Here is a 15,526-nt window from a genome sequence, read left to right as displayed (position 1 = left end):
CGATTGGACTCTCTCGGCAGCCAACAAAAGTCTGCTCGCCGCGATCGGGAGCCAGCGTCGTGATCGATCGCGACGTGTTGCTGGCGACGACGCACGTGTCGTACGGACTGTTGTCGGGCAGTTCCGGTGCGGCCGCGTGCCGTCGGTCACACCGGGAAACAGGGACCGCAGACCGTCTCAGTGGCGGTTACTCCGCGAGTGTCACATCCAGTCGGTCCTCGAGGGCGTCGATCAACCCACCGCCGACACCAGCCTGGGTCGCTCGTCCCTGTTCGACCGCGAGGATGTCTTTCTCGCGTGCGCCGAGTTCTTCGGCGAGTTCCTCACGCTGGAGGCCGGCGTCCCGACGAGCGTCGATCAACGCCTCGCCGTAGCCGGAGACGAGATACGGCAGCGGATCCTCGTTGTAGTTCGTCCCCTCTTTTTCCCAGTGTTTGGAGTCGCCATCCCAGACCGGGTTTGCCTTGGCGACGTTCTGGGCCGCCTTCTGTTTGCGAGTTGGTCCGTCGCTCGAGCCACCGTGGCCGCCCTGTGACCCACGCTGGCCGCTCCCGCGCGAGCGACTCTGGTTGTCGTCGTGTGGGGCACAGTCCGGACAGACCTCGAGTTCGGCACCCGCAACAGAGGCGAGTCGGAGCGAATCACTCTCGGCACCGCAGAGTTCGCAGTTCGTCCCGCCGCCGCCGGAGGATGAACCCGTCGAATACTTAGCCATGGTATCCTTTGGCAACTGTCGCATTTCAAATCTCCGCTCCAATCGGTCCCGTGTCATCCGAGCGCAGGGCGGAGTGAAAAGAAAGGGCTTTTGTAATACCCGTGGCTACGATTGAGTGCAGTAAGACAAAGACCGCGAGCGTGGGTAGCCAAGCCAGGCCAACGGCGCAGCGTTGAGGGCGCTGTCCCGTAGGGGTCCGCCGGTTCAAATCCGGTCCCACGCATCGCATGGGCGGGATTCCCGCCACTAACGATGCAGGTGATTTCCCTTCGCGGACATCACCCACGCATAACTTCTGAGGAAACTACTTCCCAAGAGCGATAGCTCGGTACCCGGTGCTGTCCCGTCTGGGTCCGCCGATGACCGATTGGTTTGCCAATCGCGACTGTCGTCGTGGAGCGACGCGTGGCACGAAGCGCCACGGGAATGCGAACGGCGTAGCCGTGAGCGATGCGACACGACGGAGGTTCGAATCCGGTCCCACGCACAACTCCTGTAGAAACGACATCACACAGCAACAGCGCTGTTCGCTCGAGTCAACCCCCAGTCCCCGAGTGACGGCCGACAGTTCCGCAAGCCGGCAGCGTCGTCAGGAGACAGCAACCCCTTTCCTGTCTCGGTCAAACGATGAGATATGGAGTACGTTCCTCGAGAGCGCGTCAACGCTCTCACTGCGGTCCTAAGTATCGTCTCGCTCGTGGTGGTGTTCGCGGCGGCAGGGGGCCGAATACCGGCCTCGACGGTGCCGGCCGCGCCCCAGTGGTTTCTTGACGCAATCCCACATCTCAACGTCGCGATCAGCGTGGCGGCAATCGGGACGATCACGCTGGGCTGGCGGTCGATCCGTCGCGGGAACGTCGACAGACACCGTCTCGCGATGGTCGCCTCGTTCGGACTGTTCGTGGCTTTCCTGACGTTCTATCTCTATCGGCTGATTGCGACCGGCGGTCCGGACCCGTTCCCCGGCCCCGATACCGTCTACCAGTTCGTCTACCTGCCAGTGCTCGCCATTCACATCTTCCTGGCGGTCATCTGTGTCCCGCTGGTCTACTACGTGCTGTTGCTTGCGACCTCGCGGCCGACCGAAGAGCTGTACCAGACCAGTCATGCTCGCGTCGGCCGGTTCGCGGCGAGCCTGTGGCTGATCTCCTTCTCGCTGGGAATCGTCGTCTACGTGCTGTTATACGTCAGCTACTAACTCGCTCGGTGGGAGTCTAAGATAATTCACATATTCTCTTTTTGACTATCCGGCGAAGGTAAGTACAGATGTTCTAATTACCGGCCATAGAGCACGAAAGAGAGAAACAGAAACGTTGCTACAACACCGCCTGCGAAGCCGAGATAGACACCAAACGTTCCAAACACGCGGACAAAAATCATTGCAAAAATCGCACCCACGAGGATGGCACCAATAGTCATCAAAACCCCCGCCTGCCACTCCTCAAACTCGCTCCTTTCAGGCATGAATACGGACATGTCCATCTTGGTAATAAAGTTGTTCAATAAGCATACCTACTTACCGATCAGTTCACCAAATGATGGGGTGCAATTAATATCACGGAAAGTGTTCTATGACACCCTCCGATGAGAAACCGAAAAGCGATACCGAAACGTGTCTCAGTCGTCGGCCTGCAACGTCTGTCCGCCGAGATCCGGTCGGCTGACGTCACGGTCGGTTTCCTCGCCGTCGATGTCGTAGGGGTACTCTCCAGTCACACAGCCGAGACAGAGGTCGATGCGCTCTTTCCCCAGGACCTCGGCAACGGCGTCAGTCGAGAGGTAGGCGAGGCTATCAGCGGCGATGACGTCACGAATCTCCTCGGTCGTCTTGTCCGAGGCGATCAGTTCCTCGCGGGTCGCCATGTCGATCCCCATGTAACACGGGGCGACGATCTCCGGCGCACCGATTCGGACGTGGACCTCTTCGGCCCCACAGTCTTTGAGCAGTTGCACGAGCTGTGTCGAGGTGGTCCCGCGGACGATGCTGTCGTCGATGACGGTAACGGTCTTTCCTTCGATGGTGGATTTGATCGGGTTGAGCTTCAGCCGCACGGCGCGTTCGCGTTCGTCCTGTGTCGGCATGATGAACGTTCGGCCGACGTAGCGATTTTTCATCAACCCTTCTGCGAACTCGACGCCGTCGTCGTCCTCGGCACGCGACTCGCCATCGGCCGTCGTCTCCGTGGCCGCGTCGGCATAGCCCGATGCGAACGCTCGTCCGGAGTCAGGAACGGGCATCACGACGTCGGTCTCGACACCGCTCTCCTCCCAGAGTTTCCGGCCCAGATTCCGGCGTGCCTCGTAGACGAGCGTCTCGTCCATGACGCTGTCTGGCCGGGCGAAGTAGACGTGTTCGAAAAAGCAGTGGGCTGTGTTGTCGTTCTCGACGAGCTGATACGAGTCGAATCCCTCACCAGCTTCCTGCAGGACGACGAGCTCGCCCGGCCGAACGTCGCGGACGAGTTCGCCATCGAGCGTGTCGATCGCCGCCGATTCGGAGGCGAGAATGTAGCCGTCCTCGAGTTTCCCGATACAGAGCGGTCGGTTCCCCTGTGGGTCACGGACCCCGAGAACGGTGTCGTCGTGGCTGATCGTCAGCGCGTACGAACCATGGATCCGCCCCATCGTCCGCTTGACCGCGCGGACGAGGTCCTCCTCGAGTAAGTTACGCGCGAGGTCGTGGGCGATGACCTCGGTGTCGCCGTCGCTGGTAAACGCGTGGCCCACCGCCGCGAGCTCCTCGCGGATCTCGTCGGCGTTGACGAGGTTGCCGTTGTGGCTGAGGCCAAGCGAGCCACTCTTGAAGGAGACGGAAAACGGCTGAGCGCACGACGAGTCGACGGAGCCAGCCGTCGGATACCGGACGTGGCCGATCCCCGCCCACCCGTTGAGGGTGTCGAGGTCTCTTTCATCGAAGACGTCGCCCACGAGCCCCATATCGACGTGGCTGTGTTGCTGGAACCCGTCGTGGGTGATGATCCCAGCGGACTCCTGGCCGCGGTGCTGGAGTGCATAGAGCGCATAGTACAACGGTCGTGCCGCGTCTCGACCGTCCAGTGAGACGCCGACGACGCCACACTTTTCGGTCATCCCTGTTCGCCGGGGAGTTTCGCCCCGCCCATCAGTCATGGAAGTCAGTAGGGCACCCAGTCGATAAAAATCCCCGTGTTTGTGCTTTTCAGCTACCCATCGAGCTTCATTACTATCCATGTTCGTGCATACTATGTCGATATCCGGGCGACAGCGCCCGGTTCGCGTGTGATACGACCCCATGTGACTCAACCGATCGTCCGACGACTCACCGACGGGACAGAACCACACCAGGTGGCGACGCAAATCCCCACGTGTTCAAGGCCGTTGCCTCGAGTCACTGTGTATGCGACTCGAGGAGTACTGGGGAGTCGGTCCGAAGACGAGAGCGACGCTAGTCGAACAACTGGGCGAAAAGCGGGCGATCGAGGCAATCGAGAACGGAGACGTGCGTACACTCTCGAATGCCGGTCTCGCGCACGGGCGAGCGACACGTATCCTTCGGCGGGCGACGGGCAGCGGTGGGATGGACACGCTGGCAACGAGTGACGCTCGCGCGGCGTATAAGGAACTGCTCGAGATCGTGGTCGAACACGCCGTTACGGAACGTGCAGCCGACCGCATCAGGGTGCTCACGCCGCTTTCGAGCCGCGAGGCCATGGAGGCTCGGCTGGACGACGTCCTCGCGGCTCGTGACGCCTGGGCGGCACTCGCGGACGACGACCGCGAAACCGTCCTCGCCGCCTACGAACGCTACGACGAGCGCGATGGGAGCGAACACGCCGCCGTCGAGGCCGCACTCGCCTTGCTTGAGGCCGGCGTCGATTCCGGGCCGTTCGCGGCGGTTGCCGACCTCGAGCAGGCGCGACTGACCGACGCGGCACGCGCACTCGCCGCCCTCGACGACGGCCGCGTCAACGAAGGCGCAGACGCGGAACTCGACCGGCTCCGGGAGACGCTGGGGGTGATCGAGGATATCGACGCCAACGCATCCGACCTGCTCGCGGAACTCCGCTCGGATGGCGTGCGTGACGTCGGTCAGTTCCGCGAGGCCGTCGAAGATCACCTGCTGACCGAGACGGCAGTCACGGTCGACCGGGTTCGGGAAGCGATGGCGACCGACGCGGTCGACGCGACGGATTTCATCAGAACAACGCTCCGAGCGCTGCGGACCGATCTCACCGCTGCGATCGACGAGCGCGAACAAACGGTCGCAGGCGACCTCGAGAACACCCTCGAAGCCTCTCGAACAGCCATCGACCGAGCTGTCACGTCGGTCGACGACATCGCTCTCTCACTATCGCTTGCACGCTTTGCACTCGCCTACGACTGTACGCGGCCGGCGTTCGTCGAGGACGAAGCGCATCGTGTCTCGAGGCCTGCGAGCGAGCCAACTGAGCGTACACCTGAACAGGCTGGCGCAGTCTCCGTTGTCGGTGCACGCAACCTCACGCTTGCTTCCCACGACACTGACGGCTCGACGCAGCCGATCACCTACGCGCTAGGCGAGCACGGGATCGAGAACGTGCCCGTCGACGTCAACGCGGTTCCCGGCACAGAACGCGTCTCGGTCCTCACCGGTGCCAACAGCGGCGGGAAGACGACGTTGCTCGAGACGCTGTGTCAGGTCGTCTTGCTCGCGATGATGGGGATTCCCGTCCCTGCCGAGCGGGCCGAAGTGACACCCGTTGAGTCGCTCGTCTTCCACCGCAGACACGCGAGTTTCAACGCGGGTGTCCTCGAGGCGACACTGCGCTCGATCGTGCCGCCGCTGTCGGCCGGTGGGCGTACCCTGATGCTGGTCGACGAGTTCGAAGCGATCACCGAACCTGGCAGTGCGGCGGAGTTGCTGCACGGACTCGTCCGACTCGCCGTCGAGCAGGACGCTCTCGGCGTGTTCGTCACGCATCTCGCCGACGACCTCGCGCCGCTGCCGTCGGAAGCGCGCGTCGACGGCATCTTCGCGGAAGGGCTGGACTCCGAACTGGAGCTACTGGTCGACTACCAACCCCGGTTTGACACCGTCGGGCGGTCGACACCGGAGTTCATCGTCTCGAGACTGATCGCGAACGCCGACGACCGGAGCGAGCAAGCGGGCTTCGAGACGCTCGCGGAGGCGGTCGGGAGCGACGTCGTCCAGCAGACGCTTGTCGACGCGCGCTGGCGCGAACGCGACTAAGGAGGATCGTCCGTGTCGTTGCCCGTCTCCCAGTCGTCATCCGTCTCGCTCGTCTCCCAGTTGTCGGTCACATCCTGCCACCAGTCGTCCTCGAGCCAGCGGTCCGGCGTCGGCGTATACGCTGTGACGTCCGATTCCGGATCGTCGCCAACGTAGGTGTAGACCGTTCCGTCCTCGTCCGCACAGACCCGCGACTCGAGATACGCTTGTGCCGCACGCCGTGAGAGGGCCCCCATCTCGATGAGATCGCCGAGCGCCGTCTTGGTCGCACGGAACCACGTTCGCACACGGCGGTCGGCAGCGTCGCTCTCGACGGCGACGATTGCGCCACGACCGCCGTTGCGGCCATCACCCCACTCGAGCCAGCAGACGCGGTAGGCGGTGACGTCGTAGTTGGCATCGGGGTCGACGAGATACAACGCCTCGTGGATGCAGGGGTTGAGGAAATCCGTCAGAATTCGATCCCGAGCGACCGAATCCGCGAGCAGGTCGGCGGTGACCGAACCCGATGCGAGCGGTGTTTCGGGGGTGATCTGTCTCCCGAAAGCGGCGTTTTCGCCGCCCCAGTGGCTGTATCGCAGATCGTAGAGTCGATCCGGCCGTCGGTAGGCGACGAGTGCTCTATGCCCCATTGGCCTCTCGTCTCGAACGAACCCGATAGCTGTGTGTGTCTCTCGAGTGGCGACAGGTCGTGGTCTGGCGTGCCATCGCTGGTGCTGGTTGCCCATCCGTACTTGAACCTACGGACAGAGACCGGCACGACGCGGCCCACTGACCTGGTCCTTCAGTTGAGAGTCGGTGGGCGGTTCGCTAGCTCGCCGCTTCAACCCGTGCCTCGGCGCGTTCTTTTACCGCGGCGTTCATCGCTTCGAACCCGTCTTCGAGCGCATCCGCATCGAACAACAGTGGCACGAGCGCGCCACGGACCGTTTCGCGATGGAGCAGCCGCGTTCGCTCGCCGTTGGTGATCGGCTCGAGATGAAACTCGTGGTAGCCGTCAAAGACGAACGGAACGACGAGTCGGCCGAGCCAGACGAGCCTGCGATGCTCCTCGACGGCGATGACCTCCGGTTTGACCGTCATTCCTCGAGAGTCGGGTGGTTCGATCCGAACCCGGAGCTGTTCGCCCTCGGTTGGCTCCCCTTCGATCGCGCGGACGAAGGGGTTCCACTCGGGGTAGCTGTCGAACTCGAGGAGGACATCCCAGACGACCTCGGGCGGGGCATCGATCTCTTCGAACACCTCGATCTGATTCATGCTAGCAAGACACGCTCTTGAGCACTATCCCTGTGCCGGTGTCACAGCTCTCCGACCACGTTCGAATCGCACAGCGTGCGGCCTCGAGCAATGCCTCCGCGGACAACTCGTCGACCAGAACGTCGCTCTCGTCGGCCATCGCAACTGTGGCCTGTTACGACACTCAACAACTGATTTTTCCCACCATAGACGTGGATTGTCTGTCTGTCTGTGCGTGATGGTCGGCTCCGATGTGCGGTCGACGCCGAACGGTTGAAGACGAAGACGACGAAGACAGTCGTATGGAACGAACGGGGACGATTCTTCGCGGTCGCGAGTTCGAGCCCGTCGAGGGACGGGTTGTCATCGACGACGACGGTCGAATCGAAGCGATCGAAGAGACGTCAGTCGACAGCTCGGACATCATCGTGCCGGCCTTCGTCAACGCCCACACCCATATTGGCGACTCGATCGCCAAAGAGGCCGGTGGCGGCCTCTCGCTCGAGGAACTGGTCGCACCGCCGGATGGACTGAAACATCGCCTGCTTCGGGCGGCCTCGCGTGAAGAACTGGTCGCGGGGATGCGCACATCGCTCGAGTTCATGCAACAGGCCGGCACCGCGGCCTGTCTCGATTTCCGCGAGAATGACGTCAAGGGTGTCGAGATGCTTGCAGACGCCGCGTCCGGCCTCGAGATCGATGCGTACTCGTTCGCCCGCGGCTCCGTCGAGGCGATGGAAGCGGGCGATGGGTTCGGCGCAAGCGGTGCGAACGACGGAACGTTCGACCGAGAACGGCGGGCAACCCGTCGCGCTGGGAAGCCGTTCGGGATCCACGCCGGAGAGGTTGACGCGAGCGACATCCACCCGGCGCTCGATCTCGAGCCGGACTTTCTGGTACATATGGTTCACCCCGAACCGGTCCATCTCGACCGGCTTGCCGACAGCGAGATCCCGGTCGTCGTCTGTCCACGCTCGAATCTCGTTACGGATGTCGGCCTCTCGCCCTACGCGGAACTAAACGAGCGAACGATGCTCGCACTCGGAACGGACAACGTGATGCTCAACTCCCCCTCGATGTTCCGGGAGATGGAGTTCCTCGCCAAACTCACCGAGTTGCCAGCTGCAGAAATCCTCCGAATGGCGACGATAAACGGGGCCGAGATTGCCGACCTCGAGTACGGACTCATCGAGCCGGGGCGGGAGGCTCGGTTGCTGGTGCTCGATGGTGACTCGAGCAATCTCGCAGGAGTGCGGGACCCCGTTCGAGCCGTGGTTCGACGGGCTGGCGTCAGCGACGTCACTGACGTCTGTTTCGGAGGCTGACGACGGAGCGAGAACATCCGAGTGTCAACGCCACTCACAGCAACGTTATTATATTTCACTGACGTACGCTAGCATACATCGTATGTACGACTGTATCCTCGTTCCGACCGACGGATCGCCGGAAGTCGAGCGGGCGCTCGAGCACGCGTTCGAGCTGGCACGCGCACACGACGCGACGATCCGGGCACTCTATGTCGTCAATGTCGCTGGCTACGGGAGCCTGCCCATGGAGAGCGCGCTGGAGGGGATCAGCGGTGCGCTTCGAGATGAAGGGGAGGCAGCCCTGCAACGGGTTGAGGAGCTCGCGCCGGACGACATCGAACTCGAAACGGAAATCGTCGATGGAACGCCGAGTCGCGTCATCGTCGAGCAGGCACAGCCAGGGGCGTGTGATCTCGTCGTGATGGGGACACATGGCCGTGGCGGGATCGATCGGCTCTTACTCGGCAGCGTCACCGAGCGCGTCGTTCGGCAGGCCCCAGTCCCGGTGTTGACAGTACACGTCGATCCGGAGAACAGTGAGGACCGATCGGAACAACACGCTGCCGTCGAATGAGACGGTCTGCTGTCCGTCAGTTCCGGCGCGACCGCAGGATGGGATGCGGTTTCGCCAGTCAATTGGCACAACAGCCCGTATGACTGCCACGAGAAGCTCTCTAATCAGCGACTACACCGGACGCAGATGTTCACAGTCACCGGCCGAGACCGTCTTCTCTCCCTCCTCAGTCTCGATCACGAGCGCGCCCGAGGACGTGACGTCGACCGCCTCGCCGACGATATCGCCCGCGGCGCGTTCGATCCGGACCCGCTGACCGAGTGTCAACGCAAGCTCACGCCAGGCTGGTACGACTGCCTCGAGGTCGTTCCGATAGGCGTCGAACTCCTCTAAGACCCGCTGGACGAACAGTCGCCGGTCGACGTCGCCCGCTTCGTCGCGAATCGTCGTAGCCCCTTCGGGGAGGCTCTCAGCGTCGATGTTCGCGTTGATCCCCATGCCGACGATGATCCACTCTACGCGATCCGTTTCGCCCTCCATCTCGGTGAGAATCCCTGCGAGTTTTTGATAGTCGCCGTCCTCTCCGACGGGAATGACGACGTCGTTTGGCCACTTGATTCGGGCGTCAACACCGGCTTCGCGGATCGACCGCGCCATCGCGACCGACGCCGCAAGCGTATACAGCGGCGCTTGCGCCGGTGTGATCTCGGGGCGGGTGACGACGCTGACCCAAACGCCACCCGAGGGAGCCGACCACGCACGCTCGAGGCGGCCGCGTCCGCCGGTCTGTTCATCCGCGAGGACGGCCATGTTCGACGCTCCTTCGGTGGCCAACTCACGTGCTCGAGCGTTCGTACTCCCGATCGACTCGTGGTACTCGACCGAGAACGGGGCCTCGAGTCCGTACTCGACGGTTGAGCCGGTGTAGGCTGTCACGTCGACCAGTTCGTAGCCGTCAGACCCACTCTCGATCTCGAAGCCATCGTCGCGAAGCCCGTCGATCTGTTTCCAGATTGCTGCTCGCGAGATATCCAGCCTGTCGGCCAGCTCCGGCCCCGAGACTGGTCCCTCTGCAAGCGCCTTGAGAATCGATCGTCGCGTCTCGTTCATGCCCTCGAGAGGGGCACGCTCGTACTTCAATCGGCGGGATCGTCTCCGGCTGACTGGATCACGGTGACTCAGAGCGTAGCGGAACGGTCGTCTCGAGTGTCACTGTCACGGACACGTTCGTTCGCTGGCTACTCCACAAGTTTTTGTCGGTGGTTGGTGGACGTCCAACTGTGTGAGGGAGTAACAAAGACCATGAAGATCGGATCGACCTGTACGGTTTGCAACGCGCGTATCGAGGACGACGCGATCATACACTGCAACACGTGCGGCAGAGACGTACACGAACAGTGTGAGACGTACGAGACGACCTACGAGTGTCGCTACTGTGGTGAGGAGCCGTGGATCGGCGCAGTGGAATTCTGAACGCGATTTTTGCCGCCAGCAGTAGGTGCCAGCGGTTATCGACACCAGGTCTGGTTTATTCCGTCGGCAAGCGTCGATCCGAGCGGCCGCTTTCGGCGGTCCTCGAGCCATTCGAGTGGACCGCTCGAGAGAGCTGATCCGATGGAGTTGGCCGGTCGAGGTGTCGGATCGACAACACCGATGCGATCAGTTGCTGTGATCGACGCTGTCAGACCGATCGTTCAGTCTCGAATCTCGAGCAGTTTCTCGCGACCTGGTTCGATCAGTTCGTCGAGATAGGTTGCGAGCGTTCCTTTCGCGTCGGCGGGGTGGAGTTCGCCGGACTCGAGGTCGTCGGCCAAGTTCTCGTACTCCTCGTAGGTGAGATTGCCGCCGTACTTCTCGGGCCGTTCGACGACGACGTCTTCGAAGCGTGGGAAGACATGATACTCGAACAGTTCGAGGACGGGGTTCTCGAGGTCGCCCTCGGGGTCCCGGGTCGGTGGGCAGAACGCCGAGTTGACCTTCTCCTCGACGTCCGCGGTCGAGTCCTCCATCGAGATCGTCACGCCCTCGCTCGAGGACATCTTCCCCTCGCCGCTGGTAAGATCAGCAACGATGGGGGTGTGCAGACATGGCCGGACCTCGTACTCCAGTTCCGGCAGTTTCTCGCGGGCGAGCATGTGGACCTTCCGCTGGTCTAGGCCGCCGACGGCGAGATCGAGGTCGAGGTACTCGATGTCTAACGTCTGCATCAGCGGGTAGACGAGATGGCTGACGTTCGCGGTTTCGTCGCCCTGGAGTTCGGCCATCGCGCGCTGGGCGCGGTTCATCGTCGTCGAGAGTTCGAGTTGGTGCAGGTCGAGGGTGTACTCCTCGTCGAGTTGGAACTCGGAGCCGTAGACGAACTCGGTGTTGTTCTCCTCGAGGCCGTAGGCGATAAACTGGGCTTTCATCTGTTCGGCCGTCTCGCGGATCTCTTCGAACGTGCCTTTCCCGTTCAGGTAGGCGTGGACGTCCGCGAGCAAGACGACGACCTCCAGGCCCGCCTCCTGAAGATCGATGAGTTTGTTCGCCGTCAGCAGGTGCCCGAGATGGAGGACGCCGGAGGGTTCGTAGCCGACGTAGACGCGCTTGCCCTCGGGATCGTCCGCGAGCTCGCGTACCTCTTCGTCGGTGACGACCTCCTCGGCGTTTCGCATAATCAGGTCGTACGTATCCATATGTGGACTGAAACCGGAGCAGGAATTTATAGTCGATGAAAGACCCTCGAGCGAGCACAGTCGCGTCGTCAGTTGGCGGCGCTCGTGTGTGCCCCGTGGCGAGTGCCTGCCGAACACACTTGTTGCGGACAGCCCTACGCTAGCCGATTCCATGGGCTATCGAGAGGATGCCATCAACGCCGTCCGCCGAACCATTATCCCACAGCTCCACTACCTGTTCAAGAGTAGCTTCGACGGCTACGCCGTTAGCCACACCACGGCCGACGAGTATGCTCTGACCGCCCACTGTTCGGAGGCGACGATCGAAGAGATTCTCGAGCGACTGGGCTTTTCGCGCAACCCCATCGCGTCGCTGAAGGTTCGGATGGACGGCAACACCGCCGAAGGCTCGTGGGTCTGGCGTGAGTCTCCACTCGCCGACAACCAGCTTCATATCGTTCTCCACGAACTCGAGGACGCCGAGAAAGTCGACGTCTACGCTCACTGGGAGTGTTCCTGGATCCGCCATCCGTACAAACACTACGTCGCACGCGGCTACGACGCCCAAAAAGGTGTCGAACTGGCCCGCCGCTGGCTCGTCGATGCCGGCGACGAGCGACTCAACGGCTCCAGTGGCATCGAGTACGAGATCGACGACTCGCTGTCACGGCGAGCCAGCCAGTATCTCTCGGTGTCGTACTATCAGGTCGAAGAACGTCTGACAGCGCTCAGATCCCGACTCCCTGTTCTCGGTGGGAACAAGAACCAGATTATCGACCGCGATGGAGAACGAGACGCCGTCTCGCCGACGATCACCGACGAGTTCTGATCGGCTGCCGTCGCCTGCTCACAGCTCGCCCGATCGAATCCGCGCTTCGGCCTGCTCGAGTGCCGTCTCACGGTCGAACGCCTCGATAATCGCCTGCAGCTCTGACTTGTCTTCGTCAGCCAGCGCCCGCGCGTGCTCGGTCATGTTCGGCACGGCACGGATGATGTTGTCCACGATCGGGACGTCCGCGACCTGTGGCGACCGCGAGAGCGGGTTGAGGTCGATGACGATCTCCGTTTTTCCCATCTCTTCTAAGGCCTCCGCGCGATCACCGTCCTCGAGGGGCACGAGCACGACGTCAGCATCGTAGATGCCGTCTTCGTCCACCTTGGCGCGCTGGTGATCCAAGTTCGGAATCCGCGCGTCGGCCTCGAGGCCCTTGACGTCTTCAGCACCGTGCTCGCGGAGGTGATCCGCGATGGCTTCGATCCGCTCGGGCGTGCGGTTGAAGAGGTTGATCTCGAGGTCGGCGCCCGTGGCTTCGGCCAGTTCGACCATCTCGCCGGGAACGAGCGCAGCCACGTTGCCGTTGATCGAGAGCACAGGGCGATCGGCGAGCAAGAGGTGGGCCGCGGCGACGCGTTCGGCGTCGTCCGCACTCGGGATCGTCGCCTCGCCCAGCAGGTAGTCAAACGCGCTCCCGCGCCCCTCGGCGTGCATTCCCTGAAGGTGGGTGATCCCCTTCTCGACACCTTTTTCGATTCGGTGGCGGGTGAGCAGGTCCTGGTATCTGGGATGGTCCTCCGGAATCTCCTCTTCGTGTTCGACGTCGGCGGAGACGGTGTCGTAATCGGTCACGATCGATCACTGGCTTCGGTCAATAAAAAACGGCCCGATCGCTCGACGGTCGACTCCCGTGGGCCGTGGGGCAGCGGTGTCCGGAGTCGATCCGATCAGTAGTTGGGTATAGGGTTTCGTTGTTCAGATAGGGGTTCTCGTCGATAGTCATAGATTTTCGGCACGGAGATCGAGCCACGGAAACGGTACATCTGGATAGAGACACCCGGCTGGCTACGAGAATCCCTAAGAGTTGCTCGTGAAACCCGTGGTAAGTACAGATCGATAACGGCCCAACACACCGACCGTGTTCGGGAGTTATTTTCGACTCCTGTTGGGATCTCGCTCACTCGAATTGACATCCGATGAGCCAACCGCTTTGGTTGCCCGTTTGGCTCCCTCGCGATCCTGAATCAGGATGGTCGGTGGTGCGAACGTTGGTTCGAGTTGCTCTGACCCGACTCTTTTCTGCCATCTATTCCCTGTTCGTCCCACTGACTGTCTCGAGGATTGTTTGTGCGTTCTCTCGAGTCCGCCCGTCGAACTCGTCGAGTCGGCGCTCGATCGGCACGCGTGCCGGTTCCAGCAGATCGTGATGGGTCTCGAGTTTCACGATCCCGTAGAGTACGTCCACCGCGTTGGCGGCGGTCGTCACGTCTCCGTCGAGCACGTGCTTGACCAGTACATCGATCGCGGGCTCGATCGCCGCCGGGTCTTCCTGGCCGAGAGAATACGTAGTCGTCCACGAGATCGAGACGTCGGGTTCGGTGAGCCGGCTGCATAGCTCGTGGAATACGGACGCCGCTGCAGCCGGATCCCGCTGTGCGATGGCCACGAATGGCTTTCGAACGCCCCTTCGTCCATCCGTTTCGACTGCCGCATGTAGGTGTTCCACCCAGTCGGGGAACGCGTCTGGTCTCCCGTCGTAGAGTGACCCGAGCACCGCGGCGACGTGTTGGCGTATGAGCCTGTTCGTCTGTGGTGCCATGAACTGATCGACGAGCAGATCGACAGCAGGGGCAACGGCATCGAAATCGACGGTCCCGATGTGCTCGATGACGCTCAGTGACCATCTGCCCTGTCGATCATCGAGGGACTCTACGAACGTCCGGGCGTGTGGGAGGAAGGCGTCAGGATGGTGTTTGGCCGTCTTGGCGACCGCTTTCTTGATTTGGATCTGGTTCGGTCGATCCGTCGTCCACCCGTACTCGACGAGGGCATCGGCGTATGTTGCGAGGAGATCGGGACAGGATCGTTCGAGACCGCTGACCGCTCGGGCCGCTTGGCGCTGGAGCCCCCAGTGCTTGGAGTTGAGGCCGTCGATCAGTCGTTCGACGACGAGTTCGGTGAGCTCATCGTCGACGTAGTCCGGCCAGCACTGAAGCCCCTCGTCCACGACTTCGTGCTCGGTCTCCGAAAGGACAGCCGCCGCGTTGGACCGAACCCGGTTGTCCGCGTCTGCAAGGTGGGCAGTAGCTGCCTCGACGATTCGTTCCACGTCGACCGGCTGCTGGTGCTCATTTCGTTCGAGCTGCGTGAACGATCGGTGGCCAAGCGCAGTGAGTGCGTTCGCCCGCGTCCGCGGGTTCTCATCGTCGGTCAGGGCGAACAGCGGCCCCACTGCGTCGTTCCCACCGACGTAGTGCTCCCAGGTGACGGCGAAGAAGCGACTCCCATACTCGCGTGCCGCTGGATCGTCGGCTTCGAGAGCGGCCGTGACCGCGGGCTCGACCGGCTCGACGGCGTTGTCGTGCGTCTTTGCGATCCACGAGAGAAACCGAAGGGGAGCGACGTCCAGTGACGACTGCTCGTCGGTGCTGTCTCGTTGTTTTGTAATCCGCGAGAGAAACGGAATGGCAGCGACGCCCGACGGTGACCGTTCGATGTCCGAGCGAACCGCTTCGATCGCGAGTACCACCGAATCCCGATGGTCGATTACAGTCGTCAGGACGCCGGCGATGTACGGGCGGGTCGTCGGATCGTCAAGCGACGTGACCAACGTCGGACCTCGAAGACACAACGGCGTCGGCACGAACTGCGAGACCTCATAGAGGATTTCGGCGGCGTCTCGACGCTGCGTTTCGTCCTCACACTTCAACTCCGCGACCACGTCGTCGAGCGCATCGGTGAACTCCCGAGCGAACTCGTCATCCACGTAATCGGGACTGGCGTCCTCAACGTCTGGGACACTGATCTCTTCGAGGATTGCCGCTGCCTGCGTTCGATCGTCTGCGTCGGCGAATCGACCGACGAACGAGACCAGCGGATCCGTCATCGTCTTGCCC

General features: G+C 62.2%; 15 protein-coding genes and 1 tRNA gene. 7 read left to right on the top strand and 9 right to left on the bottom strand.

The window, feature by feature from the left end; genetic code table 11:
• Nucleotides 1–187: 187 nt before the first annotated feature.
• Entirely contained in the window at nucleotides 188–715 is a 528-nt protein-coding gene (locus DV706_RS10940; protein WP_193787975.1) for a helix-turn-helix domain-containing protein, read from the bottom strand.
• A 138-nt stretch (nucleotides 716–853) separates the two neighbouring features.
• Here DV706_RS10940 and DV706_RS10935 point away from each other — a divergent pair.
• Nucleotides 854–938 (top strand) — tRNA-Leu (locus DV706_RS10935).
• Between the two features lie 411 nt (nucleotides 939–1,349).
• Nucleotides 1,350–1,913 carry a DUF420 domain-containing protein gene (locus tag DV706_RS10930; protein WP_006064565.1) on the top strand — a complete coding sequence of 188 codons (564 nt, stop codon included), beginning with the start codon at nucleotides 1,350–1,352 and terminating at the stop codon, nucleotides 1,911–1,913.
• A gap of 77 nt (nucleotides 1,914–1,990) precedes the next feature.
• On the opposite strand, the gene DV706_RS10925 is transcribed toward DV706_RS10930, so the two are convergent.
• Nucleotides 1,991–2,197 carry a hypothetical protein gene (locus tag DV706_RS10925; RefSeq protein WP_006064566.1) on the bottom strand — a complete coding sequence of 69 codons (207 nt, stop codon included), beginning with the start codon at nucleotides 2,195–2,197 and terminating at the stop codon, nucleotides 1,991–1,993.
• Nucleotides 2,198–2,332: 135 nt separating this feature from the next.
• Nucleotides 2,333–3,805 (bottom strand): amidophosphoribosyltransferase, encoded by a 1,473-nt coding sequence (purF, locus tag DV706_RS10920; protein ID WP_006064567.1) that lies wholly within the window; start codon nucleotides 3,803–3,805, stop codon nucleotides 2,333–2,335.
• Between the two features lie 286 nt (nucleotides 3,806–4,091).
• Between purF and DV706_RS10915 the strand changes: the two genes are divergently transcribed.
• A complete protein-coding gene (locus tag DV706_RS10915) occupies nucleotides 4,092–5,924 on the top strand; it encodes a P-loop NTPase family protein (RefSeq protein ID WP_006064568.1) in 1,833 nt (610 codons plus the stop codon).
• Here the strand turns inward: DV706_RS10915 and DV706_RS10910 are convergent.
• Both DV706_RS10910 and DV706_RS10905 read right to left on the bottom strand, forming a co-directional pair.
• Nucleotides 5,921–6,556, bottom strand: coding sequence for a DUF6735 family protein (locus DV706_RS10910; protein ID WP_006064569.1), 636 nt, complete (start codon nucleotides 6,554–6,556; stop codon nucleotides 5,921–5,923). The two genes, DV706_RS10915 and DV706_RS10910, sit on opposite strands and share 4 nt — an antisense overlap.
• Before the next feature lie 178 nt (nucleotides 6,557–6,734).
• A complete protein-coding gene (locus tag DV706_RS10905; RefSeq protein WP_006064570.1) occupies nucleotides 6,735–7,181 on the bottom strand; it encodes an SRPBCC domain-containing protein in 447 nt (148 codons plus the stop codon).
• Between the two features lie 281 nt (nucleotides 7,182–7,462).
• Between DV706_RS10905 and DV706_RS10900 the strand changes: the two genes are divergently transcribed.
• Both DV706_RS10900 and DV706_RS10895 read left to right on the top strand, forming a co-directional pair.
• Entirely contained in the window at nucleotides 7,463–8,485 is a 1,023-nt protein-coding gene (locus tag DV706_RS10900; RefSeq protein WP_006064572.1) for an amidohydrolase family protein, read from the top strand.
• 82 nt (nucleotides 8,486–8,567) lie between these two features.
• The gene (locus tag DV706_RS10895; protein WP_006064573.1) at nucleotides 8,568–9,041 is read left to right on the top strand and encodes a universal stress protein; all 474 of its coding nucleotides are present in this window, start codon (nucleotides 8,568–8,570) and stop codon (nucleotides 9,039–9,041) included.
• A 111-nt stretch (nucleotides 9,042–9,152) separates the two neighbouring features.
• Here the strand turns inward: DV706_RS10895 and DV706_RS10890 are convergent, their stop codons facing one another.
• A complete protein-coding gene (locus DV706_RS10890; protein ID WP_006064574.1) occupies nucleotides 9,153–10,091 on the bottom strand; it encodes a biotin--[acetyl-CoA-carboxylase] ligase in 939 nt (312 codons plus the stop codon).
• A 192-nt stretch (nucleotides 10,092–10,283) separates the two neighbouring features.
• Here DV706_RS10890 and DV706_RS21755 point away from each other — a divergent pair, with 192 nt between their 5' ends.
• On the top strand, nucleotides 10,284–10,454 hold the full coding sequence (locus DV706_RS21755) for a hypothetical protein (RefSeq protein ID WP_006064575.1): 171 nt from the start codon (nucleotides 10,284–10,286) through the stop codon (nucleotides 10,452–10,454).
• A gap of 221 nt (nucleotides 10,455–10,675) precedes the next feature.
• On the opposite strand, the gene DV706_RS10885 is transcribed toward DV706_RS21755, so the two are convergent.
• Nucleotides 10,676–11,656, bottom strand: a complete 981-nt coding sequence (locus tag DV706_RS10885; RefSeq protein WP_006064576.1) for a tyrosine--tRNA ligase — start codon at nucleotides 11,654–11,656, stop codon at nucleotides 10,676–10,678.
• Nucleotides 11,657–11,807: 151 nt separating this feature from the next.
• On the opposite strand from DV706_RS10885, the gene DV706_RS10880 reads away from it, so the two are divergent.
• Complete coding sequence (locus DV706_RS10880) at nucleotides 11,808–12,464, top strand: hypothetical protein (protein ID WP_006064577.1); 657 nt, start codon at nucleotides 11,808–11,810, stop codon at nucleotides 12,462–12,464.
• 18 nt (nucleotides 12,465–12,482) lie between these two features.
• Here DV706_RS10880 and DV706_RS10875 read toward each other — a convergent pair whose 3' ends face one another.
• Together DV706_RS10875 and DV706_RS10870 are read right to left on the bottom strand one after the other, a co-directional pair.
• Nucleotides 12,483–13,262, bottom strand: a complete 780-nt coding sequence (locus DV706_RS10875) for a 4-phosphopantoate--beta-alanine ligase (RefSeq protein ID WP_006064578.1) — start codon at nucleotides 13,260–13,262, stop codon at nucleotides 12,483–12,485.
• A 454-nt stretch (nucleotides 13,263–13,716) separates the two neighbouring features.
• Entirely contained in the window at nucleotides 13,717–15,516 is a 1,800-nt protein-coding gene (locus tag DV706_RS10870) for a HEAT repeat domain-containing protein (RefSeq protein WP_006064579.1), read from the bottom strand.
• Between the last annotated feature and the right edge of the window lie 10 nt (nucleotides 15,517–15,526).

Source organism: Natronorubrum bangense, assembly GCF_004799645.1.
GTDB classification, from domain to species: Archaea; Halobacteriota; Halobacteria; order Halobacteriales; family Natrialbaceae; genus Natronorubrum; species Natronorubrum bangense.
Note: the sequence above shows the minus strand (reverse complement) of the source record. Positions and strands in the feature narration are given on the sequence as shown.